Origin of the sequence: Deinococcus sedimenti (genome assembly GCF_014648135.1) — a bacterium.
Taxonomy (GTDB): domain Bacteria; phylum Deinococcota; class Deinococci; order Deinococcales; family Deinococcaceae; genus Deinococcus; species Deinococcus sedimenti.
In genome coordinates, this window is record NZ_BMQN01000005.1 from 78,970 (window position 1) to 99,862 (window position 20,893).

Annotated in this window: 19 protein-coding genes; 8 read left to right on the forward strand and 11 right to left on the reverse strand. The window is 70.1% G+C overall.

Annotated elements, in window-relative coordinates:
- Positions 1-157: 157 nt before the first annotated feature.
- Positions 158-1,528 carry a TldD/PmbA family protein gene (locus IEY69_RS12280; protein ID WP_189073446.1) on the reverse strand — a complete coding sequence of 457 codons (1,371 nt, stop codon included), beginning with the start codon at positions 1,526-1,528 and terminating at the stop codon, positions 158-160.
- On the reverse strand, positions 1,525-2,919 hold the full coding sequence (locus tag IEY69_RS12285) for a TldD/PmbA family protein (protein ID WP_189073447.1): 1,395 nt from the start codon (positions 2,917-2,919) through the stop codon (positions 1,525-1,527). Before IEY69_RS12285 ends, IEY69_RS12280 begins: the two co-directional genes overlap by 4 nt.
- A gap of 181 nt (positions 2,920-3,100) precedes the next feature.
- Here IEY69_RS12285 and IEY69_RS12290 point away from each other — a divergent pair, with 181 nt between their 5' ends.
- From IEY69_RS12290 to IEY69_RS12300, 3 genes are read left to right on the forward strand one after another with little or no spacing between them, the layout of a single operon-like run.
- A complete protein-coding gene (locus tag IEY69_RS12290; protein WP_189073448.1) occupies positions 3,101-5,140 on the forward strand; it encodes a molybdopterin oxidoreductase family protein in 2,040 nt (679 codons plus the stop codon).
- Positions 5,141-5,151: 11 nt separating this feature from the next.
- On the forward strand, positions 5,152-5,685 hold the full coding sequence (locus IEY69_RS12295; RefSeq protein WP_189073449.1) for a dihydrofolate reductase family protein: 534 nt from the start codon (positions 5,152-5,154) through the stop codon (positions 5,683-5,685).
- Complete coding sequence (locus IEY69_RS12300; protein WP_189073450.1) at positions 5,682-6,425, forward strand: SDR family oxidoreductase; 744 nt, start codon at positions 5,682-5,684, stop codon at positions 6,423-6,425. The genes IEY69_RS12295 and IEY69_RS12300 overlap by 4 nt, the downstream gene beginning before the upstream one ends.
- Positions 6,426-6,565: 140 nt before the next feature.
- On the opposite strand, the gene IEY69_RS12305 is transcribed toward IEY69_RS12300, so the two are convergent.
- The 8 genes from IEY69_RS12305 to IEY69_RS12340 form a co-directional block, all read right to left on the reverse strand.
- Positions 6,566-6,952 carry a DUF1801 domain-containing protein gene (locus IEY69_RS12305; protein ID WP_229783914.1) on the reverse strand — a complete coding sequence of 129 codons (387 nt, stop codon included), beginning with the start codon at positions 6,950-6,952 and terminating at the stop codon, positions 6,566-6,568.
- A 14-nt stretch (positions 6,953-6,966) separates the two neighbouring features.
- Positions 6,967-7,326: an ArsC/Spx/MgsR family protein gene (locus IEY69_RS12310; RefSeq protein WP_189073451.1), complete on the reverse strand. Its 360-nt coding sequence runs from the start codon at positions 7,324-7,326 to the stop codon at positions 6,967-6,969.
- 96 nt (positions 7,327-7,422) lie between these two features.
- Positions 7,423-8,415, reverse strand: a complete 993-nt coding sequence (gene ruvB / locus IEY69_RS12315) for a Holliday junction branch migration DNA helicase RuvB (RefSeq protein ID WP_189073452.1) — start codon at positions 8,413-8,415, stop codon at positions 7,423-7,425.
- Between the two features lie 57 nt (positions 8,416-8,472).
- The gene (locus IEY69_RS12320; RefSeq protein ID WP_189073453.1) at positions 8,473-9,177 is read right to left on the reverse strand and encodes an SCO family protein; all 705 of its coding nucleotides are present in this window, start codon (positions 9,175-9,177) and stop codon (positions 8,473-8,475) included.
- 190 nt (positions 9,178-9,367) lie between these two features.
- Entirely contained in the window at positions 9,368-11,824 is a 2,457-nt protein-coding gene (locus IEY69_RS12325; protein ID WP_189073454.1) for a cbb3-type cytochrome c oxidase subunit I, read from the reverse strand.
- Positions 11,821-13,062, reverse strand: coding sequence for a cytochrome c oxidase subunit II (gene coxB, locus IEY69_RS12330; RefSeq protein ID WP_373291040.1), 1,242 nt, complete (start codon positions 13,060-13,062; stop codon positions 11,821-11,823). The genes IEY69_RS12325 and coxB overlap by 4 nt, the downstream gene beginning before the upstream one ends.
- 281 nt (positions 13,063-13,343) lie before the next feature.
- Positions 13,344-14,276 (reverse strand): heme o synthase, encoded by a 933-nt coding sequence (locus IEY69_RS12335; RefSeq protein WP_189073456.1) that lies wholly within the window; start codon positions 14,274-14,276, stop codon positions 13,344-13,346.
- On the reverse strand, positions 14,273-15,256 hold the full coding sequence (locus IEY69_RS12340; protein WP_189073457.1) for a COX15/CtaA family protein: 984 nt from the start codon (positions 15,254-15,256) through the stop codon (positions 14,273-14,275). The genes IEY69_RS12335 and IEY69_RS12340 overlap by 4 nt, the downstream gene beginning before the upstream one ends.
- 172 nt (positions 15,257-15,428) lie before the next feature.
- On the opposite strand from IEY69_RS12340, the gene IEY69_RS12345 reads away from it, so the two are divergent.
- From IEY69_RS12345 to panB, 3 genes are all read left to right on the forward strand, one after another.
- Positions 15,429-15,908 carry a DUF420 domain-containing protein gene (locus tag IEY69_RS12345; protein ID WP_189073458.1) on the forward strand — a complete coding sequence of 160 codons (480 nt, stop codon included), beginning with the start codon at positions 15,429-15,431 and terminating at the stop codon, positions 15,906-15,908.
- Positions 15,909-16,143: 235 nt separating this feature from the next.
- Positions 16,144-17,403, forward strand: a complete 1,260-nt coding sequence (locus tag IEY69_RS12350) for an MFS transporter (RefSeq protein WP_229783916.1) — start codon at positions 16,144-16,146, stop codon at positions 17,401-17,403.
- A 77-nt stretch (positions 17,404-17,480) separates the two neighbouring features.
- Complete coding sequence (gene panB / locus IEY69_RS12355) at positions 17,481-18,302, forward strand: 3-methyl-2-oxobutanoate hydroxymethyltransferase (RefSeq protein ID WP_189073460.1); 822 nt, start codon at positions 17,481-17,483, stop codon at positions 18,300-18,302.
- Between the two features lie 327 nt (positions 18,303-18,629).
- Here the strand turns inward: panB and IEY69_RS12360 are convergent, their stop codons facing one another.
- A complete protein-coding gene (locus IEY69_RS12360) occupies positions 18,630-19,223 on the reverse strand; it encodes a PAS domain S-box protein (protein ID WP_189073461.1) in 594 nt (197 codons plus the stop codon).
- Between the two features lie 123 nt (positions 19,224-19,346).
- On the opposite strand from IEY69_RS12360, the gene IEY69_RS12365 reads away from it, so the two are divergent.
- Together IEY69_RS12365 and IEY69_RS12370 are read left to right on the forward strand one after the other, a co-directional pair.
- The gene (locus IEY69_RS12365; protein ID WP_189073462.1) at positions 19,347-20,006 is read left to right on the forward strand and encodes a hypothetical protein; all 660 of its coding nucleotides are present in this window, start codon (positions 19,347-19,349) and stop codon (positions 20,004-20,006) included.
- Complete coding sequence (locus IEY69_RS12370; protein WP_189073463.1) at positions 19,999-20,889, forward strand: hypothetical protein; 891 nt, start codon at positions 19,999-20,001, stop codon at positions 20,887-20,889. The genes IEY69_RS12365 and IEY69_RS12370 overlap by 8 nt, the downstream gene beginning before the upstream one ends.
- Positions 20,890-20,893 lie beyond the last annotated feature (4 nt).

Here is a 20,893-nt window from a genome sequence, read left to right on the forward strand (position 1 = left end):
GGCGCCCGCCACCCCCTGCACGTTATACGGATTCCGTCTGTTTCGCCCTCCACCCGGAACTTTACCGGGTGGCCAACTCCACGCCCGGAACCCGTTCTTCTCCTGCTCGCTCTGCTCGGGTTGAAAGCTGTTGCAAACCTTTCAACCGGAGTCGGTCTTACTGTCCGGCGATGGACAGGGACCCGACCAGCACGTCCGGCGCGCCCGTGCCCATGTACGTCCAGTGCAGGTCAGCCCCCACCCACTGTACGTCCCGCAGCAGGTCCAGGAAGTTCCCGGCGACCGTGAACACGTCCAGCGCATGCTGCCGCTCGCCCTCCTGCACGAGGAACCCGCTGGCCTCCAGGCTGAAGTCCCCGGTCACGGCGTTCGCGCCCGCGTGCCCGCCACTGACACCCAGCAGCTGAATCCCGCTGAACGACGCGGTCGGCACGTCTGCCCCGGTCGCGTGCGGCACCAGGTAGAGGTTGCTGTGCCCCACGCCCACCGGGCTGCCCAGACCGTACCGTTTGGCGTGCCCGGTGCTGCTCACGCCCGCGCGGGCGGCGGTGCCCTGGTTGTGCATCACGGCCTGCAGCTGGCCGTCCTCCACCAGCGTCAGGGGCGCGCTGGGGCAGCCCTCCGCGTCGAACGGGCGGGCCATCAGTCCCGTCTCCAGCGTCGCGTCGTCCATCAGGGTCACGCCCGGCGCGGCGATCACGTCGCCCACCCGCCCGGCCAGGGGGCTCTTGCCCTCCTCGATCATGCGGCCACTGAACATCGGGGCGAACAGGCCCAGCAGTTCCGCCATGGCCCGCCCGGTGATCCACACCGGGAACGCCCCGCTCGGCGCGGGCTGCGCGCCCAGCAGCGCCGCCGTGCGCTCCACGGCCGTCAGCGCGGTGCGGGTGGGGTCCAGCTGCGTGAACTCCCGCGTGAACTGCCAGTCGCCGTCCATCTTGCTCTGCCCGTTCTCCGACAGCAGCGGGTACACGGCCGTCATGGCGTACAGCGCCTGCGCACTGCGCTCCAGCCCGCTCGTGTTCGCCACCTGCCAGTCCCGCACGCTGTCCGAGTACCCGCCGTACGGGACGCTGATCACGCGTGGGTCCGCCCCGGCCGCCGCGCGGTCCAAGTCCAGCGCCGCCGCGACCTTCTGCGCGACCGTCACGCCGCTCAGGCCCTCGCCGCTCAGGTCCATCGCGGGCGGCTCAGGCCAGTTCACCAGCGCCGCGCCCGCCTCGGGGACCGTCAGCTCGGCGTTCTCCGCCGCGCGGTCCAGGGCGCGCTCCAGCGCCGCCTCGCTCAGGTTCTCCGTGAAGCTCTCGCCCCACGCGCCGCCCCGCAGGACGCGCAGCGCCACGCCCTGCTGCGTGGACAGCTGGAACTTCGTCACCTCGCCCTTCAAGGCACTGACGCTGGTGTCCTGCTCACGCTGCGCGAACACCTCCAGCTCCAGGCCCCGCGCCCGCGCGAGGTTCAGCAGGAACGCCTGCGCCCCTTCCGGGGAGAGCTGAGCGTCCGGCGCGCGGTTCAGTTTCCGGTTCATGCGCGGCCCCCCACGGTGATCTCCGAGATCAGGATGTGCGGCTGCCCCACGTCCGTCGGCAGGCTGCCGGACACGCTGCCGCACATGCCCTGCCCCAGCTGCAGGTCCCCGGCGACCCCCACGATGTTCATCAGGTCCTGCGCGCCGTTCCCCACGAGCGCCGCGCCCCGCAGCGGTTCGGCCACCTCGCCCCCGCGGATCATGTATGCCTCGTTCACCGAGAAGTTGTAGTCCCCGGTGCCCGGCACGACGCTCCCGCCGCCCATGGTGCGCGCGTAGATGCCGTGCTCCACGCCCCGGATCAGTTCCTCGGGCGTGCGGTCCCCGGCCGCGATGAACGTGCTGCGCATGCGGCTGGCAGGCGCGAAGCGGTAACTGGCGCGCCGACCGCTGCCCGTGCGGGCCTCACCGGTCTTCAGGTGCCCCACGCGGTCCACCATGTACGACCGCAGCATCCCATTCTCGATCAGGGTGGTCCGCTGCGGGACCATGCCCTCGTCATCCACGCCCAGCGCACCCCACGCGCCGGGAATCGTGCCGTCATCCACGGCCGTCACGCAGTCGTGCGCGATGCGCTGCCCGATCTTCCCGGCGAACACGCTGGCGTTCTTCTCCACCGCGGTCGTCTCCAGGATGTGCCCGCACGCCTCGTGGAAGATCACGCCGCCGAACGCGTTCCCGATCACGACCGGGTACTTGCCCGCCGGGGCGTACGCCGCGCCCAGCATGGCGTTCGCGATCCGCGCGGCCTCCGCGCCGATCGCCTCGGGCGGGCGCTCCTCGAAGAACTCCAGGCCGCGCCCCGCGCCGGGTCCCGACATGCCGGTCGCGCGGTCCGTGCCGTCCTGCGCGATTGCGGTGCACATGATCCGCGTGCTCAGCCGCTCGTCCTCCGCCCACAGCCCCTCGGAGTTCGCGATCAGCACGCGCTGCACCATGTCCAGGTAGTGGACATCCACCGTCCGCACCGCGCCCGCCCCGGCCGCCGCCGCGTGCGCGCGGCGCATCAACGCCAGTTTCTGCGCCTTCGCCGCGTGCAGCGGATGCTCCCGCGCCACCTGCATGGGCGTCACGTCCACCCGCGTGAAATCCAGGCCGCCCGCGCCGCCCGAGTCCGTCACGCCCGCGTCCCCGCGCGCCTGCGCCACCTGCCGCGCCAGCTCCAGCAGCCCGGTCGCCGTCACGTCGTTCGTGTACGCGTACACGACCTGCGTGCCGTACAGCAGCCGCACGCCCGCCCCGAACAGGTTCCCGTCCCGCGCGTCCCTCAGTTCCCCCTGATGCAGCCGCAGGGCCGTATTCACGCGGTCCTCCACGAACAGCTCCGCGAACTCCGCCCCGCCCCGCCGGGCCGCGCCCAGCACCTGCGCCACCAACGCCTCATCCAGCATGACTGCCTCCTGTTGTCCGTGACGGTCACCATACCGGCCCGCCAGGCCCGCGCGAGGCAGAAACCCGCCGGGCAGGCCAGATGGCCTATCGGTCTGCCCACCACATCGCCCGCCACCTCACTGGCTGCGCCCGCCTGAACCGGCCCTCCCGGCGTGGGGTGGGGGCGGGTATCCTCGCGGTATGACCGCGCCCGACTCCCTTTCGCGTGATGTGCTGCTGACCTGCCCGCTGGACTGCCCGGATGCCTGCCGCCTGAAGGTGACGGTGGGCCGCGACGCGCCGGGCGGGCCGGAGCGGATGCTGAAGGTGACGGGGGACGCCGCGCATCCGGTCACGAGGGGCTTCGCGTGCGCGAAGACCGTGCACTACCCGGCCCGCGCGAACCACCCGGACCGGCCGCTGTACCCCCTGCGGCGCGTAAACCCCAAGACGGACGCCGAGCCGATCTGGGCGCGTGTGACGTGGGACGAGGCGCTGGACGACATCGCCGCGCGGATGCGGACGCTGCTGGACACGCGCGGGCCGGGCAGCATCCTGCGCTACAACTACGCCGGGACCATGGGCCTGATGGAGGGCACGCACGTGCACGCGCTGTTCCGCGCGCTGGGTACCCTGGAACTGGACGAGACGATCTGCGCCACGGCGGGCACCGAGGCCTGGAGCATGGGCTACGGCACCCGCTACGGCGTGGACGTGACGGACGTGGCGCACGCCCGCCTGATCGTGCTGTGGGGCATCAATTCCCTGAGTACGAACAGTCACCTGACGCCGCACCTGACGGCGGCCCGCAAGGCCGGAGCGCGGATCGTGTGCGTGGACCCCTACCGCAACCGCACGGCCGCCTTCGCGGACGAGCATCTGAAGATCATTCCCGGCACGGACGCCGCGCTGGCCCTGGGCGTGATGCACGAACTGTTCGCGCACGGCTGGACGGACGAGGCTTACATCGCCGAGGCGACGACCGGCGTGGGGGAGCTGCGCGAGGCGGCCCGCGAGTGGACCCCCGAACGCACCGCCGAGGTCACGGGGCTGGACGCGGACGTGATCCGCGCGTTCGCCCGCGCGGTCGGCACGACGCGCCCCACCTACATCCGCGTGGGGTACGGCATGACCCGCCACGAGCACGGCGGCACGAACCTCCGCGCGGTCACGCTGATTCCCGCGCTGACGGGGGACTGGCGCTGGCGGGGCGGAGGCTGCACGCTGAGCAGCAGCGGCGCGTTCAAACTGAACCGCGCCCGGCTGGGCGCCGAGCATCTGGTGCAGCCGGGCGCGCCCAGCGTGAACATGAACTCGTACGCGGACGCCCTGCGGCCCGAACGCGGGCTGGGCGCGACGTTCATCTACAACTGCAACCCGGCCGTGGTCGCCCCGGACGCCGGGCGCGTCCGCGCGGGCCTGCAACGGGACGACCTGCTGGTCGTCGTGCTGGAACAGGCCATGACCGACACGGCGCGACTGGCGGACTACGTGCTGCCCGCCACGACCTTCGCCGAGCACGCCGACGTGTACACCAGTTACGGTCACGCGTACCTGGGCTACAACCCCGCCACGCTGGACGCCCCCGGCGAGGCGCGGCCGAACTCGTGGGTGTTCCAGGAACTCGCGCGCCGCCTGGGCGTCACGGAACCCAGCGTGTACTGGACGGTGGACGACCTGCTGGAGGACCTGCTGGACACCGATCATCCGTTCCTGAGCGGCATCACCCCCGCGCGCCTGAAAGAGGAGGGCAGCGTGCGCCTGAACATCCCTGACGGGTTCCTGCCGTTCGCACACGGCGCGGAGACGCCCAGCGGGCGGGTGCAGCTCAGCCCCGCGCCCGCCCACCGCGAACCGTTGGCGGGCCTGAACGCGGAGTACCCGGTGCGGCTGCTCACGCCGCCCGCGCATCACTTCCTGAACAGCACGTACGGCAACTTGGCGAACCTGAACCGCGCCGAGGGGGGCGAGCCGCACCTGCTGCTGCACCCAAGTGACGCGCAGGCGTCCGGCGTGACCGACGGGACGCTCGCCACGCTGACCAGCGAGATCGGCAGCGTGCAGCGCCGCGTGAAGGTCACGGACGCCGCGCAGCCCGGCGCGGCCATCCTGGAGGGGACGTGGTGGGGCCTCAGCGCGCCGGACGGGCGCAGCATCAACGAGCTCACCGCGCAGACCCTGACGGACCTGGGGGGCGGGAGTACCTTCCACAACACCCGCATCCGCATCGAACCCGCTTAAGGAGGTCACGCGTGCGCCCCCTGATCGTCACCGAATTCGTATCCCTGGACGGCGTGTACGAGGAACACTCGCCGTGGCGCGCACCCTATCGCCCGGACGACGGGCCGTTCAAACGCGACGAACTGTTCGCCAGCAGCGCACTGCTGCTGGGCCGCACCACCTACGAGGCCTTCGCCGCGTACTGGCCGACCGCGACCGGTGCGTTCGCGGACCGCATGAACGCCCTGCCCAAACACGTGGCGACCTCCCGTCCCGGCCCGCTGGGATGGAACGCCACACGCCTCGGCCCGGATGTGCTGGCGGACGTGCAGTCGCTCAAGGCGCAGCCGGGCGGCCCGCTGCTGGTGTACGGCAGCGGCACCCTCGCCCAGACGCTGCTCAGGCACGGACTGGTCGACGAACTGCGCCTGATGGTCTTCCCACTCGTGCTGGGGCACGGGAAACGGATCTTCGACACGCTGGAGCACCTCCCCCTGACCCTGCTCTCCACGCGGGAGCTGGGCGCGGGCGTCCTCCTGCTCACGTATGGCCCGGCGCGCCCATGACCACCGTCCTCATCACCGGCGGCAGCCGGGGCATCGGCGCGGCCACCGCCCGCCTCGCCGCGCAGGCCGGGTACGCGGTCGGCCTGGGCTACCGCCAGGACGCGCAAGCCGCTGCCGGAATCGTCCGGGAGATCGAGGCGATGGGGGGCCGCGCGCTGGCCGTGCAAGCGGACGTGGGCGATCCCGACGACGTGGAACGCCTCTTCGACACCACCCAGACCGGACTGGGCGACCTGCACGCCCTGGTGAACAACGCCGGGACGCTGGAACGGCAGGCGCGCGTGGACGAACTCGACGCCGCCCGCCTGCAGCGGGTCCTGACCACCAACGTGATCGGGGCGTTCCTCTGCGCGGGCGCGGCCGTCCGGCGACTCTCCACCCGGCACGGCGGGCCGGGCGGCGTGATCGTGAACGTCTCCTCCCGCGCGGCCGTCCTCGGGTCGGGCGGCGAGTACGTCGACTACGCCGCCTCCAAGGGCGCGGTGGACACCCTGACCGTCGGCCTGGCGCGCGAGGTCGCCACCGAGGGCGTCCGCGTGTGCGGCGTCCGCCCCGGCCTGATCGAGACGGACATCCACGCGCTGGGTGGCGAACCCGGCCGCGTGGCGCGGCTCGCGGGCAGCGTCCCCCTGGGGCGCGGCGGCACGTCCGAGGAGGTCGCACAGGCCATCCTCTGGCTGCTGTCCCCGCAGGCGGCGTACGTGACCGGCACGCTGCTGGACGTCAGCGGCGGCCGCTGACCGCGGGGCTCAGGTCCACCCTGGGGCCAGCCGCACGCCCCTGACGTCCACTGCCCCCGCCGTTTTACGCGAGTCCTGGCCTGGCTCGGTTCAGGGAGACCGAGGGGTTGTCCCGGCTGCCCTGCAGACCGCCGTGATGCTCAAGGCCGCCGACCCTTCTGCGTCGCCTGCGCCTGTTCGTTCGCGGCGGCGGCCGCGCGGATCAGGTCCCGGAACGCCGCGTCGTCCAGGGCCGCGCCCTCGGGCAGGTCGATGGCGCGGCGGGTGGTGCCGTCCAGGCTGGCGTTGAACAGCCCGGCCGGGTCGGGCAGGCTGGCCCCGCGCGCGAACGTGAGTTTCACGGCCCGCGCGTAGGTTTCACCGGTGCAGAGGATCCCCGCATGCTCCCACACGGGCACGCCGGGGGATGTCGCCTTGGCCCACTTCACGTTCTCCTGCACGCCCGGCAGCGCCTCCAGGATCAGGTCGCGGACGCGGCGCAGGGTGTCGCCGCGCCAGTCGGTCAGGGTGGCCAGCCGCTCGCCCACGGGGTCGGGGTTGGTCAGGAGCCCGTCACCATGGCCTTCCAGCCCTCGGTGTCCTCGCCGACCGTCAGGTGCTTCCCGGCGCGCACGAGGGGCAGCCGCAGCAGCTCGGGGTCGTCGATGATCTTGGCGATCACGCCGTCCTCGGTGGTGCGCAGGTACGCGAGGTTGCTGCGCTCGTACGCCTTGCCCTCCAGGTCCAGCAGGGCGTTCAGGCCGAACTTCTGCACGAACCGGCTGAGCTCCCCTTTGGCGATGGGCCGCTCCTTCAGGTCCACGAAGTGAATCTTGATCTTCCGTTCCTTGAAGAACCGCTCGGCGGCGCGCGTCTCCTTGCTCTTGCGCGTGCCGAACACCTGCACCTGCAACTCACTCATGCCTTCAAGTGTAGGGCGATGCGGCGCGCCGTCATCAAGAGGGAAGGCGGGGCGCGATGACGGCCCCGCCTCCTGCCGCCCCCGGCGGATTCCGGTTCAGTTCGTGTAGAAGCCCAGGTCGTGGTCGCCGCTGACGGGCAGCCCCAGGTGGTCGTAGGCGTGCGCGGTGGCCACGCGGCCTCTGGGCGTGCGTTTGATGAAGCCCAGCTGGATCAGGTACGGCTCGTACACGTCCTCCAGCGTCAGGCTGTCCTCGCTGATCGCGGTCGCGAGCGTGTCCACGCCGACCGGGCCGCCCGCGAAGCGGTGGATCAGGGTTTCGAGGTACTTCTTGTCGCGGTCGTCCAGGCCCGCGCTGTCCAGGCCCAGCTTGTCCAGCGCGTCCTGCGCGCGGGGCAGGCCGATGGTCGTCTCGCCCGCCACGTCGGCGTAGTCGCGCACGCGGCGCAGCAGACGCTTGGCGATGCGCATGGTGCCGCGCGCGCGGGCGCCGATCTCGACGGCGGCGTCCTCCTCCAGCCCGAAGCCGAGCAGGCGGGCGTCGCGCAGGAGGTTCACGCCGATCTCGTCGGGCGTGTAGTACTCCAGGTGCTCGATGATCCCGAAGCGGCTGCGCATGGGCGCCGTGATCAGGCCGGGGCGGGTGGTCGCGCCGACCAGCGTGAAGCGCGGCAGGGGCAGCTCGATGGTCCGCGCGGCCGGGCCCTGCCCGAGGACGATGTCCAGCTTGAAGTCCTCCATGGCGGGGTACAGGTGTTCCTCCGCGACGCGGCCCAGGCGGTGGATCTCGTCGATGAACAGCACGTCGCCTTCCTCCAGGCTGTTCGTGAGAATCGCGGCCAGATCGCCGGGTTTCTCGATGGCCGGGCCGGAGGTCACGCGGATGTTCACGCCGAGTTCCGCGGCGATGATGTGCGCCAGGGTGGTCTTGCCCAGGCCGGGCGGGCCGAACAGCAGGGTGTGGTCGAGCGCTTCCTTGCGGCCGCGGGCGGCCTGGAGGTACACGCCGAGTTTCTCCTTCAGTCGCGCCTGCCCGACGTATTCCGTCAGGGTCTTGGGCCGCAGGGCCGCGTCGAGCGGTTCAGTCATAACAGAGAGTCTAGCGCAAGTTCGCTGTCAGCGGAATATGGGCGGGTCGTTTCAGCCTCAGCTCTTCGCGTACAGCCGGATCAGCCCCGGCAGGTCCCGCGCCAGCGCGCCGCCCACCACGTCCAGGTTCCCGTACACCCGCACGAAACGCCCCTGACCGTCCACGACACTCACCTGATCTCCGTGAATCCGCGCCGCCACCGCCGCGCCGGCACCCACTGCCTCAGCGTTCGCCGCGCCGCTGGCCGTCTTCCCTGACTGTGGCGTGGTCATGTGCGCGCTGTGATCCTCGGCGGGCATCGGCGCCACGTTCGCCACGAACATCTCCCGCGCCGCCGCGTCGATCGTCTCAGCCCTCCCGGTCAGGCCCGTGAACGCCGGATCGAAGCGGTCCAGGTACTCACGCACCACGTCCGGCGTGTCGTGCACAGGGTCCACCGTGACGAACTGCACCTGCACCCGCGAGCGCTGCTCCTCACTCAGCGCCGCGTACATGGTCTTCAGGGTCGCCAGCGTCGCCGGGCACACGTCCGGGCAGCGCACGAACCCGTAGAACACCAGCCGCACCCGCCCATCCGCCGCGTTCAGCGTCGTCGCCCGCCCCCGGTCATCCACCAGCGCCAGTGCGCTCAGGGCCTTCGGTTGATCCAGCGCCTCACCCGCCGTCACGCCCGGCGCGGCCCGCCTCATCACCAGCAGTCCACCCAGCACCGCCGCGACCACCAGCAGCGCCGCCGTCACCCATTTCGACACACCCGTCATGCCCGCAGGGTAGGGGAGAGGCGCGGGGTGACGTGTCCCCAGGCAGGGGAGTGGGGAGTGGGGAGTGGGGAGTGGGGAGTGGGGAGTGGGGAGTGGGGGACGATCGCTTACCGCCGCTCACCCACGGCTGACCTCACACAACGCGAAAGGGACGCCCTCTCAGGCGTCCCCCTCTGTCTTCCGCGCGGTGTTACCAGGCGTAGAAGATCGCGACGATCAGCAGCCACACCACGTCCACCAGGTGCCAGTACAGGCTGGCGGGGGTGATGGAGCCGTGGTTGTACTTGTCCATCTTGCCGGTCAGGGACTGGTAGAAGGGCAGGGCGATGCCGGTGCCGCCGATCAGGATGTGCAGACCGTGCAGGCCGACGATGGTGAAGAAGCACGCCTGCCACAGGTTCTGCTTCCAGTCGCTTTCCACGCCGAACAGCGTGAACTCGTACACCTGGAAGATCATGAAGATCGCGCCGAGCAGCAGCGTGACGAACATGCCGATGCGGAAGCGGGTCAGTTTGCCGTGGTGGTTGTCCTGCTCGGCGCGGTGGATCACGAAGGAACTCGCGACGAGGACCAGGGTGTTCAGCGCGGCCAGCCAGATGCTGGGGCGCAGCGCGGGCGGCTCGGCGGCGCCGATGACGCGCAGGTACGCGTACCCGGCGATCAGCACGCCGAACAGGCCGACTTCGCTGATGATGAACCAGGCCATGCCCATGAATCCGTTGTCGTACTTGGTTAGGTGGTGGTGCGCGACCGGCACGGCGTACTCGCGGGTGCCCGCCCACTTGAACAGGCTGTACAGGAACACCGGGAAGCTGAGGTACAGCACGACCGTAGCCAGCTTGAACGCGAAGCTCGCGTCAGCGAAGGGCTGCAGGCCCGCCGTGGCGGAGTAGTTCGTGAACCAGCCGAAGCTCAGGCCGTAGCCCATCAGCAGCAGGCCGACGGCGGTCATGAACGGCCAGATGCTGTCCTGCGGTAGGTGGATGCTCTTGGGGTCCACGGGCGTTAGGGTCTGCCCGCTCTGCTCCCAGTCGTACAGGGGACGCTCGGTGGGGAAGGTGGTGGGGAAGTCATGCGCGAAGTTGTAGGGCTTGGGCGGGCTGTCCGCCGTCCACTCCAGCGTGAAGCCACCCCAGGGGTTGGCGGACGCCGTGGCGGGCTGACGGAAGCTCTGGAGCATGTTCCACACCCACACGATGCCGCCGGCCAGCAGCGTCAGCGCGCCCAGGGTGGAGATGAAGTTCAGTTCCGTCCACGCGAAGTTGCCTTCGGGGTAGGTGTAGTAACGCCTCGGCATGCCCAGCAGACCCAGGATGTACTGGGGCAGGAAGGTCATCCACGAGCCGATCATGAACAGCCAGAAGTGCGCCAGGCCCAGCTTCTCGCTCATGAAGCGGCCGGTCATCTTGGGCCACCAGTAGTACAGGCCCCCCATCGCCAGGAACGCCGTGCCGAACATCATCACGTTGTGGAAGTGCGCCACCACGTAGTACGACATCGTCACCTGGTAGTCGAAGGGAATCAGGCCCAGGGACACGCCGGTGATCCCGCCGATCAGGAAGTTGAAGATGAAGCCGACCAGCCAGTACGTGGGGGACTTCATGATGATCCGCCCGCCCCACAGCGTGCCGATCAGGTTGAAGATCTTCACGCCGGTCGGGACGGCCACGATCAGGGTGGCGATCATGAACGCGATCTGCCACGCCTCGGGCAGGCCCACGGCGAACATGTGGTGGACCCACACCAGCAGGCTGACCAGCACGATGCCCAGGATCGAGTACACCATCACGCGGTACCCGAACAGCGGCTTGCGGGCCATGGTGCTGGCGATCTCGGCGCCGATGCCCAGGTAGGGCAGCAGCATCACGTACACCGCCGGGTGCGAGTAGAACCAGAAGAACTGCTGGAACATCACGGGCACGCCGCCGATCCCGGGGTTGAACATGCTGATGCCCAGCTTCAGTTCCAGGTACGTGACGAGCGCCGCGGCGGTCAGGCCGCCCAGGGACACCAGCTGCAGCATGGACGTCGCGAAGATGCTCCACGCGAACACCGGCATCTGCCACAGGCTCATGCCGGGGGCGCGCATGTTCACGACGGTGGCGGCAAAGTTCGCGCTGCCCAGCAGCGACGCGATGCCGTTCAGGGTCAGGGCGACCATCAGCACGGCCACGCCGGTCTGGTTCGCATCGACGCTCAGGGGGTAGTAGAAGGTCCAGCCGACGCCGGGGGCGCCGCCGTTGGCGAGGCCCAGCACGACCAGGATCAGGCTGAAGATGAACAGCCACACCGCGAAGGTGTTCACGCGCGGCAGCGCCACGTCGCGTACGCCCAGCTGCAGCGGCAGGAACCAGTTCCCGAAGCCGAACAGGCCGATCGGGATCAGGAAGAAGAAGATCATCAGCGCGGCATGCATGGTCAGCACCTGGTTGTAGGTGTTGCCCACCAGGAAGGTGTTGTCCGGCACGGCCAGCTGCAGGCGGATCAGCACTGCGAGGATCCCCGCGATGGCGAAGCCCAGGATGCTGGTGGCGATGTAGAGCGTCCCGATCTTCTTGTGATCGGTCGTCATCATGTAGTCCTTCAGGACCGTCCACAGGCCCGGGCGGGCACTGGCGTCCTGAACGGGGGCATGCTGAACGGTCACTGGGTGCCTCCGTTGGGGGCGCCCTGCACGGGCGTGCCCTTCCAGTAGTCCGCTTCCTCGGGCAGCTTGAGGCTGCGCAGGTACGCGGCGATGTCGTCGATCTCGGCGTCGGTCAGCGTGCCGTTGGCACCTTGGTCGCCCGTCTTGATGAGCTTCCCACCCTTCATGTAGGGCGTTCCGTCATAGGGGGGCATCAGGCTGCCGGGCTTCACCTTCTGGCTGTGCTTGATCCAGGCGTGCAGTTCGGCTGCGGCCTTCTCGTCGATCCACTGGGCGGCACTCATGGCTTCCCACATGCCGGCACCCAGGGTGCGGCGCGTGCCGAAGAAGCTCAGGTCCGGACCGGCGGCGCCGGCGGCGGGCGTACCCTGCACGCGGTGGCAGCCGGCGCAGGACACGGCGCCCGTGCTGGCCTTACCCTGCATGAACAGCGTGTACCCGCGGGCCTCGGCGCTGCCGGGGGCGGGTTCGGGGGCGCGGTAGGCCTTCATGGCGGCCAGGGTCGCGTCGTAGCGGGTCTTGTCCAGCGCGATGACCTTGTAGCGCATGTTGGCGTGACTGGCCCCGCACAGCTGCGAGCAGTTGCCCTGGTACGCCCCGGCGCGGTCGGTGTCGACCTGCCAGGTCTTCTTCACGCTGGGCATCGCGGCGCGCTGACCGCCGATGTTCGGCGCCCAGAACCCGTGGATGACGTCGCCACTGGTGATGGTCAGCGCCACGGCTTCCTTGGTGGGCATGATCAGCTCGTTGCCGTTGGTGACCACGCCGCCCGCGTCGCTGGTGGTTTCGGGGTACGCGAAGTTCCACCAGAACTGCTTGGCAAGCACGTCCACCTTCGTCGCCTGGTTGGGCGTGGGGTTCAGAACAGCCATGCTCTTGACGGTCAGGACGCTCAGCAGGATCACTATCACGACCGGCACGGCGACCAGGATGGTTTCGAGCTTGTTGTTCCCATGGAACTGCGCGGGGGGCGCGTCGTGCTTGTCTTCACGGAACTTCTGCACCGTGTAGAACAGCGCGTACGACACGCCGATGAAGATGATGATGGACAGAGCGATCGCCCAGATGCTCATCCAGAAGATTTCCCGGTTGTAAGCAGACGCCATGTCCCCGATGCTCAGGGACTGATTCGTCTGCTGGCAGCCGGTCAGTAGAGTCGCACCCAGGATCGTCAGGGTGGGCAGAGCCTGCCGGACTCGCCTCCGTGTGCCGCTGTGGCGGTGTGTGGTGGTATTCAACGTCACTCCTTTCCTCTGCTTGCAGTCTAAAGCGTCACGCGGGCGCGTGGAACGCGTGAGCCGCCGCTCGCGGTCAGCGTTCAAGCTTCCGCCCACATTCTACCGACCGGTCAGGCATACCCCCCATGAGAACAGATGAGGCGCGGGCAAGTGTCCTGACCCTCCACGTCACCCTTCATCATGCGCCATTCCAGCCCCAGAGCGAGAGGAACGCGCGTACGGCGCAACGGCGGCGCGGCCCCTGTCCTACGTGAGGCAGGGGCCGCGCCGCGCGGGAAGATTCAGCTCAGCGCCGCGAAGATCATCCGGTCGGCCGCCGCCGCCACGAACAGCAGCGCCAGGTACAGCATCGAGTACAGGTACAGCGGCACCGCCACCTTGCGCTCGACGGCCTTTCCGGCCATCACGTGCCGGTACAGGCGCCAGGACAGCACCAGCAGCCACCCACCCAGCCCGGCCGCCGACACGAAGTAGATCGCCCCGACCTCCCGGAAGAACACCGGCATGATCGACAGCACCACCGTGTAGATCGCGTACAGCCCGATCTGCGCGACCGTCAGCTTGTCGCCGTGCACGACGGGCAGCATGGGAATGCCGACCTCGCGGTACTCCTCCTTGATCATCAGCGCCAGCGCCCAGAAGTGCACGGGCGTCCAGAAGAAGATGATCGCGAACAGGAACCACGCGAACAGGTTCAGGTCCCCGGTCACCGCCGCCCAGCCCACCAGCGGCGGGAAGCACCCGGCCGCGCCGCCCAGCACGATGTTGTGCCAGGTGTTGCGCTTGAGCAGCTGCGTGTACACCACCACGTACGTCAGGAAGCCCGCGAGGCTCATCCACGCACTCAGGGGCGTGGCCCACACCCACAGCATGGCGAACGACAGGATCTGCAGCGCCCCGCCGAACGCGGCGGCGTCCCGCGTGCTGATCAGGCCGCTGGTCGTGGGCCGCTGCGCCGTACGGGCCATCTTCAGGTCGATGTCCCGGTCGATGATCATGTTGAACACGCCCGCCGACCCGGCCGACATGTACCCGGCCAGACTCACGACGACCAGCAGCCACAGGTCCGGCACACCGCGCTCGGCCATGAACATCGCCGTGATGGTCGTCCACAGCAGCAGGCTGATGACCTTCGGTTTGGTCAGCGACAGGTAATCCCGCCACGTCGCCCGGGCGGGCACGCGGTCAGCGGGGATGGGATCGGAAGTCGTCATACGTTCCCCCCTACCCTAGCGCGCCCCTGCACCGACAGACCCGTCAGCGCGCGGTACACCAGCATCACCAGCGCCAGCCACAGGCCCAGCGCCAGCAGCAGGTGCACCAGCTGCATCCAGCCCGGCGCCTTCAGGGTCACGTTCGCGAAGCCCGCCACCATCTGCGCGGCCAGCAGGCCCCACACCACGGCGCTCCAGCGCTGCACCCCGGCGCCCGGCCGTTCGCGGCGCAGGAACACGCCCAGCCACACCAGGAACGCACTGGTCAGCACCGCCAGCATGGGGTGCACCACCCGCAGGTTCTCGATCACCGACGCGGTCACCGCGAAGTCCCGCTTGACCGTCTCGATGGGCGTGCTGCCATCCGCCGGGAGGAACAGCAGGTCCCCCAGCGCCGTCACGGCGCCCGCCATGCCCAGCACCAGCATCAGGCCCAGGCCCACGTAACTCCAGCCGCCCACCAGCCCCTGACGGCGCAGCCGCAGGCCCGGCGCGCCGCCCGCCCACAGCGCCGTGAGTAGCAGCGCCGCCAGCAGCAGGAACGTATTCGCGAGGTGAATACCCTGCACGAACCCACGCGCCGGATCGGTACTGTCGGCCGTCAGGCCCAGCAGCACCTGCACGCCTCCCACCAGCCCCTCGAGCAGGATCAGCCCGAACGACACCACTGCGCCCAGCCGCGCCGGGTGGCCCCTGGGCACCGCCCGGAACGCCACGACGATCAGCGCGATCGCCAGCAGGCCGCTGGCCATGCTCGTCAGGCGGTGACTGAACTCGATCACGGTATGCAGCGTGGGGCTCTGCGGGACCACCACGCCGTTACACAGCGGCCAGTGATCCCCGCAGCCCGCCCCGGCCCCCGTGATACGCACCACCGCGCCCCACAGGATCACCAGCACGTTATAGATCAGCGCCGCCCACGCCAGTCGGGGGAGCCACACGCCCGCGCGGGCGCGCGGAACTGTCAGCGTTCCACTCATCGTCACCATCCTCGCCGCCCGTCAGGCCCGGCCACGGGGGCCAGGGCGGGGGTCTACCTCCGGGCATTCTATGCGTGCCCCCCCGCTGAGAATTGTCCCCCCACCCCCCGGCGGACGCACACCCCGCCCCGGACACCTGACCTGCGGCCACGCCCGTACACTGGGCGGGACTATGGCGGAAACCATCAACCAGTGGGCGGTCATCACGATCGTCCTGAGCGGCCTGGCCCTGTGCGTGGGCGTGTACCTCATCAAGCGGGGCCTGCGAGAGGCGCACATGCGCGCCATGATCATCGCCACCAGCCTCGCCACCATCTTCCTGGTGCTGTACCTGACCCGCCTGGGCCTGGGCTACGAGAAGAAATACGCCGGACCCGAGGAGTGGCGCGCGGCGTACTTCGCGCTGCTGATCAGCCACATCATCCTGGCCGCCGCGAACCTCCCGCTCGCGCTGGGCGCCCTGTGGAACGCGTACAAGGGCCTGAAGGCCGCCCGCACCCTGAACAACATTGACCTGCCCGCCGCGCGCGGGTACTTCAACAAGCACCGCGCCTGGGTCCGCTGGACGGTCCCGGTGTGGCTGTACGTCGCCGTGACCGGCTGGATCATCTACCTCGTGCTGCACAGCTACGGCGAGGTCATCAAGAGCTGACGCGACGGCCACAGAACCGGGGGCGGCCTGAGACGGGTCGCCCCTTGTCCTGTTCCAGCGGTGCTCAGGTCCATCGAAGCGCGAACAGCACGTCCTTCACCTCCAACCACTGCCTTGCTCAGGTGCTCGCTCTGCTCGATTCAGAGATCTTGCGGGTGTCCCTCAGGACCTCTGGATGCTGCTCTGTGTGACCCGCGCCGCGCCGAGAAGGAGAGGACGTGCGTACACTCACGCGGTGACCGTCCCCGCCCCGACGCCTGACCCCACCCCCCCGGCCGGGCGGGACGTGCTGGCCTACCCGGAATTCCGCGCCATGCTCGTCGCGGCCGTTACCAGCACCCTCGCCTCGCGCGCCGTCGCCCTGACGGTCGCGTACCAGATGTACCAGCTCACGAAAGACCCCCTCACGCTGGGCCTGCTGGGTCTCGTGGAGGCCATTCCCGCCCTGAGCCTCGCGCTGCTGGGCGGCGTCGTCGCCGACCGGACGGACCGGCGCCGCATCCTGCTCCTGACCATCGGCGTGGAGGTGCTGTGCGCACTCCTGTTTGCGCTGTACGCCCCGCACGCCCAGACGGGGGGCATCGGGCCGCTGCTGGCACTGATCTTCGCGCTGGGCGTCGCGCGGGGCTTCTCCGACCCAGCCCTGCCCGCGTTCCAGGCGCAGGTCGTGCCGCGCGAGCTGCTGCTGCGCGCCAGCGCCTGGAGATCCAGCGCGTGGCAGGCCGCCGCGATCATCGGCCCTGCCCTGGGCGGCGCGCTGTACGCGTGGCGCGGCCCGCAGGCGGCCTACGCCTTCGCGCTGGGGTTGTTCCTGGTCTCGCTGGGCTGCGTGGTCTCCGTGAAGAGCAAGGGCCGCCCCGCCTTCACGCCCGGCGAACCACTGGGCCAGAGCATCAAGGTGGGCCTCGCGTTCGTCCTGCAGCGGCAGGTGCTGGTCGGCAGCATGGCCCTGGACCTGTTCAGCGTGCTGTTCGGCGGGGCCATCGCTCTGCTGCCCGTGTTTGCCAGCGACATCCTGCGCGTCGGCCCCACCGGGCTGGGCCTGCTGGTCGCGGCGCCCAGCGTCGGCGCGCTGGCCGTCATGCTGTTCGCCACCCGCCGCCCCCCAGGGCAGGGCGCGGGCCGCACGCTACTGCTGGCCGTCGCGGGCTTCGGCGTCAGCATGATCGTCTTCGGCCTGTCCCGCAGCCTCGCCCTGAGCGTCGTGGCCCTGGTCGCCGCCGGGGTGTTCGACGGGATCAGCATGGTCATCCGCAGCGCCACCCTGCAGCTGAACACCCCGGATCACATGCGCGGCCGCGTGAACGCCGTCAGCGGCATGTTCATCGGGGCCAGCAACGAACTCGGCGCGTTCGAGAGCGGCGTCGCCGCGCGCCTGCTCGGCACCGCCCGCAGCGTCTGGCTGGGCGGTCTCGTCACGCTGATCGTCGTCGCCGCCACCGCCGCGCTGGCCCCCGAACTGCGCGCCATGAACCTCGCCGACGTGGAGGACTGACGCCGGGGCAGACCGCACCGCCCTGTTCCCCGCGCCGGTCACCGTTCTCCTCCCGCGGGCCCTGCTACGCTCCGGGCATGAAACGCAGCATTCCGGAGTTGCAGCACTCCGCGCAGCCGCTGGTCATGGTGACCGCGTACGACTACCCCGGCGGGAAGCACGCGCAGGCCGCCGGCGTGGACCTGATCCTGGTCGGCGACAGCTTGGGGAACGTCGTGCTGGGCTACGACAGCACCGCGCCCGTCACGCTGGGCGACATGATCCACCACGCGCGCGCCGTGCGCCGCGGCGCCCCAGACACGTTCATGGTCGTGGACCTGCCCTTCGGGACGTACCACACCGGCGTGCAGGACGCCATGCGCAACGCCGTGCGCGTCATCCAGGAGACCGGCGCGGACGCCATCAAGATGGAGGGGTCAACCCCCGAGATCCTGCAGGTCGTGCAGACCCTGACCCGCAACGGCATTCCCGTCATGGGCCACGTGGGCCTGATGCCGCAGACCGCCACCGCGCAGGGTGGCCTGCGCGTACAGGGCAAGGACGACGCGACCGCCCGCGCCACCCTGGACGGCGCCCTGGCGCTCGAGGAAGCCGGGGCGTTCAGCGTCGTGCTGGAGGCCATCCCCGCGCGGCTGGCGCGCCTCATCAGCGAGCGTCTGACGGTGCCCACCATCGGCATCGGCGCGGGCGTCGGCTGCGACGGGCAGGTGCTCGTCACGCACGACCTGCTCGGCATCTACGAGGGCGAGGAGAAGAAGATCGCCAAACGCTACGCCGAACTGGGCCGCGCCGCCCGCGAGGCCATCGCCGCGTACGCCGCCGAGGTCCGCGCCCGCGAGTTCCCCACCCGCGACAACGCCTTCGTCATGAAAGACGACGTGCTCGACAAACTGTACTGACAGCGGTTTCCAGTTCCGCCCAGGGGCCAACACCACGCCCCAGGGCTCCACCTCCAACCGCTGTCCTTCTCAGGTGCTCGCTCTGCGGCGCAGCTCTTCGAGTCCGCTCAATTCAGAGATATGGAGACAACCCTTCAAGACCTCTGAATTCTGCTGTGACAGCGGTCACCCGTTCCAGTGAAGGACGTGCTGCTTGCCCTTCACTGCCACTTCCAACCACAGGGCTGAACGGGGACCCGCTCCGCTCGTTTCAGCGGTGTCGCGGAGCGGGTGACCGACGACCGCAGCCGCCGAAGGCGCCCTGGGGCTGGCCTCTGAAGTCTGTGGTCAGAAGCTGCGGTCGTTGCCGTCCCCTGCCTCACGGAGTTCCCGGAGCGGCACCACGGCCGCCACGTTCCCCACGATCCGCCCCGCGAGCCAGCGGGGTGAACCCGTCACGGCGACCTCCAGGAGCGATCCGTCCGGGCGGCGCAGCCGGGTGCGGTACGTGCTGGTCGTGCCCAGGTCCCGCTGATCCCGCGCCTGGGTCAGCGTCTCGTGATCTTCAGGCAGCGTGAACTCGAACGGCGTGCGGCCCAGCACCCGCTCGGGCGTCACGCCCAGCATGCGGGCGTACGCGCGGTTCACGAACACGAACCGGCCGTCCTCGTCCGTGACGGTCAGGCCGTGCTCGACGGATTCCATCAGCTGCCTCGCGAAGCCCAGCTCGTGCGCGTACGCGTCCTTCAACTCGCGGTGCCCGCGCACCAGCCGCACCACGCGCGGCGCCAGCCACGCCGCCACGCCCAGCGTCGCCAGGGGAGGCAGGACCACCACGAATGCCTGCGGGCGCGGCACCAGCCACGCCACCAGAAAGGACTCCAGGATCAAGAGGGCGAACAGCGCGTACGCCACCCGCAACTCCACCTGTCCCGGTCTCATGAGCACAGCGTGCCCCGCCTGCCCTTGCAGGGTTCTTACTGCAGGGCAGCCTTGTCGGCCCATGAGGGTCCTGACCGCAGATGAGGCAGCCGGGCCGCGCCGGGACTGGTAGGGTGCAGCCCGATGACTCTCAGCCGGCACCTGCTGACGACTGCAGCTCTGCTGGGGCTGGGCGCTGCGGTGCAGACCCGCTCCCTGCTGGTGGACGTGCAGCGTGCGGATGCCGGCTTTCCCTGGCTGAACCTGATCAGTGTGGCCCTGAGCTGGGGCGCGGTGACCGGCGTCCTGCTGCACGCCCTGTGGCCCGTGCGGGGGGAACGGCCGGTCCGGGACTGGCGGGCCTCGCTGCCCTTCTACCTGCTGCCCACCCTGGCGCTGCTGCTGGGCGGTACGTTCCTGATCGACCGTGAGCTGACGCGCGACGTGAACCTCACGGCCTGGACTGCCTTCAATCGGTCGGCCCGCGACCTCGAACTGATCGAGGCGCTCTGTCCGGTGCGGGGCAACCGGTGCGTGCAGGCGAACGTGGACGGCCCCCTGATGGCCGAACTCCTGCAGTCGGCGGTCACGGCAGCTGGGGGTCGGGTCGCGGGCGGCACCCTGTCCCTGACCCGCCAGGGAGACCGCGTGATGGGGGAGGCGAAGATTACGCTGCGCGCTGGCTTGCGGCAGGTGCCGTTCACGTTGCGGTACGACGGGCCGGTGATCGTGGGCCGCGCCGCGCCCCTGCCCGACGCGGCGCTGCCCCTGGCGCAGGCCACCCTGGAGCGCGCCGATGACTGAGCGTACCTCGACCCTGGCCCGTGAGGACGGCCCGCAGTTCCGTCCGCGCCCCGGCCCGCTGCGGCTGATGCTGGTCCTGCAGGGGGTGTTCCTGCTGGGAATGCTGGCCGGACTGGTCGTGCTGCTGGTCAGCAGTCCCCTGTCGCGGCTGGCGGACCGGGTCGTGGCGCTGTTCCCGTGGTGGTTCCTGGTGCAGGCGCTGTTCTTCGGTGCGTACGCGCACGCCTACTGGGGGGCCTTCGGCACCCTGGGGAAGGCCGCCGCGCCCATGCAACTCTGGCGGAACCCGGAGCTGCGGAGCCTGCCCGCGCTGCCGCCCCTGCCGCTGTGGCGGGCCGCGCTGCTGTACGCCGTGCCGCTGGCACTGGTCGGGGCCATGTTCGCGTGGGGCTCGCGGGATCGCGGGACGCAGGTGGCGCGCTACACCACGAGCGGTCAGTGGACCTCGGCCGCTGCGCTGGGCTTCACGCGGGTCAGCTGCCGGGACTTCCCGGCAGGCCGCGTGCAGCCGGACTCGCTGTGTCTGGTGGCGTGGCAGGACTTCCCGCAGGGGCGGTCCTTCGCGGACACGGTGCGCGCGTGGGTGCAAGGCGAGCGGCGCACCTACACGGACGCCGGGCAGCCGGTAGGGGCCCCCGCGCTGAACCTGCCCTTCCGGCAGGCGGGCGGCGTGACGGGCGGGCAGTGGACCGTGCCGCTGCGCCGCATCACCGAGGACGACACCCAGCCGTTCACCGTGACCGCCGTGTCCCGGCGCGACCCGGCCCCGGAATCAGGCGCGGCCCCGGCCCCTGATCTGTCCTCCTGGCTGCGGGGTCAGGCGTTCCATTCGGTGCTGATCGTGACGCCCGGCGCGTCAAGTCCCGGTGTCACAGCGCCGTGACCGG

Coding starts and splice junctions, on each gene's coding strand:
- IEY69_RS12280 (WP_189073446.1), bottom strand. CDS start 1,528: ATGAACCGGAAACTGAACCGCGCGCCGGACGCTCAGCTCTCCCCGGAA.
- IEY69_RS12285 (WP_189073447.1), bottom strand. CDS start 2,919: ATGCTGGATGAGGCGTTGGTGGCGCAGGTGCTGGGCGCGGCCCGGCGG.
- IEY69_RS12290 (WP_189073448.1), top strand. CDS start 3,101: ATGACCGCGCCCGACTCCCTTTCGCGTGATGTGCTGCTGACCTGCCCG.
- IEY69_RS12300 (WP_189073450.1), top strand. CDS start 5,682: ATGACCACCGTCCTCATCACCGGCGGCAGCCGGGGCATCGGCGCGGCC.
- IEY69_RS12310 (WP_189073451.1), bottom strand. CDS start 7,326: ATGAGTGAGTTGCAGGTGCAGGTGTTCGGCACGCGCAAGAGCAAGGAG.
- ruvB (WP_189073452.1), bottom strand. CDS start 8,415: ATGACTGAACCGCTCGACGCGGCCCTGCGGCCCAAGACCCTGACGGAA.
- IEY69_RS12320 (WP_189073453.1), bottom strand. CDS start 9,177: ATGACGGGTGTGTCGAAATGGGTGACGGCGGCGCTGCTGGTGGTCGCG.
- IEY69_RS12335 (WP_189073456.1), bottom strand. CDS start 14,276: ATGACGACTTCCGATCCCATCCCCGCTGACCGCGTGCCCGCCCGGGCG.
- IEY69_RS12340 (WP_189073457.1), bottom strand. CDS start 15,256: ATGAGTGGAACGCTGACAGTTCCGCGCGCCCGCGCGGGCGTGTGGCTC.
- IEY69_RS12345 (WP_189073458.1), top strand. CDS start 15,429: ATGGCGGAAACCATCAACCAGTGGGCGGTCATCACGATCGTCCTGAGC.
- panB (WP_189073460.1), top strand. CDS start 17,481: ATGAAACGCAGCATTCCGGAGTTGCAGCACTCCGCGCAGCCGCTGGTC.
- IEY69_RS12360 (WP_189073461.1), bottom strand. CDS start 19,223: ATGAGACCGGGACAGGTGGAGTTGCGGGTGGCGTACGCGCTGTTCGCC.
- IEY69_RS12365 (WP_189073462.1), top strand. CDS start 19,347: ATGACTCTCAGCCGGCACCTGCTGACGACTGCAGCTCTGCTGGGGCTG.
- IEY69_RS12370 (WP_189073463.1), top strand. CDS start 19,999: ATGACTGAGCGTACCTCGACCCTGGCCCGTGAGGACGGCCCGCAGTTC.